Source organism: Dietzia sp. CQ4 (assembly GCF_014145125.1).
Taxonomy (GTDB): domain Bacteria; phylum Actinomycetota; class Actinomycetes; order Mycobacteriales; family Mycobacteriaceae; genus Dietzia; species Dietzia natronolimnaea.
The window spans coordinates 1-1,184 of record NZ_JAALDZ010000445.1 but is presented as its reverse complement, the minus strand read 5'-3'; the positions used below and the strand labels follow the sequence as shown (position 1 = coordinate 1,184).

General features: G+C 68.9%; 1 protein-coding gene. It reads right to left on the bottom strand.

The features are described 5' to 3' along the window. Positions 1 to 1,184 (bottom strand): helix-turn-helix domain-containing protein (locus G6031_RS18610; RefSeq protein ID WP_182654095.1); only part of this gene is annotated, 1,184 nt, incomplete at both ends.

Below are 1,184 nucleotides of genomic sequence, written 5' to 3'. Positions count from 1 at the left end.
AGTTCCCACCAACTGTCGGGATCGGCCTCGCGATGGCGATCTTGAGCAGCCATCGCCGCGCCCCAGGTGGTGGCTGATACTGGCGGGCCGGTGGCGGTGGCTCCGTAGGCCAGCGCGATGTCAGTCGGATGGACCTGTTCAGCCTCAGCAGGATCGGGGAATTCGCCCCACTCCCCCAACGCGTCGGAGCGATCCGGCTGATATCGGGTGGTGAACCACCACACAAACACCGCCGAATGCAGCCGGTACAGGCGCACCCGATCAGCGTGCGCACCATCAACACCAGCAGCAACGGCCGCTCGCGCTAACCGCGAACGACCGCGGTATACCCGGCCGTCAGCGGTGCACAGACCCAGAGAGCGCAGCGCGCGCAGTTTACTGCGCACAGTCGCCGGGCAGATACCCAGTGTGGTCGCCAGCTCACGTACCGATGCGCAACCAGCGGCCAAGTGTGTCCACACGCGCATGCCCAGCACCCCCAGGGTGCGGGCGTGCCAGATATCTTCCCGGGCGCATTCGAGCTCAGCGTCAAGCCGGCTCTGCATCTCCGGGGTAAATACTGCGCCACTTCTTTGCTCCCCGCCCCCAGGTCCCGCGATCCGCCACACTGCGGCCCAGGGGCCCGCTGCTCGCTGCACGCGGGCGACCCACCCCTGCTGCACCAGGGTCTTGAGGCGGTCGGCGACGGTGTCCCTGGTCAGGCCTGCTGCGAGGGCCCAGTCGCGTTCGGAAAAGTGCACGGCGCCAGTGGCGGCTGCGAGCGTGCGGGCTGCCAGTGCCAGGAGCACGAGGCGGTCCTGGGTTCCGGTCTTGCCGGCCCACCTGGCGGGTTGTGCGTTCATGCGGGTGAGCAGGTCGGCGACAGCCGCTTCGGCGGCGTGGCGGGCAGGTGAGGGGCCCGAAGTGTCGCGGTTGGTGTAGCTGGCAGCGGTGACCGCTTTGGCCCACTGGCGGCCCAACTCGGCTGCTGCGTCGAATCGAGGGGTGCGTTCCGCCGCACTGGTGCGGCGGGTGCGGACAAATTCCAGGCCGGGCCAGCGGTCGTTGAAAGCGGCCTCGTGCACGTCGCGGTACTGCATCCGGGCGTGGGCGCAGGTCAACAGGATCGACCACCCCACCGCGGAGGCATCGGTGCGGTCGGTGATCGGGGCGCGGGCAAGGGCACGGATCTGAGGGTTCAGGGG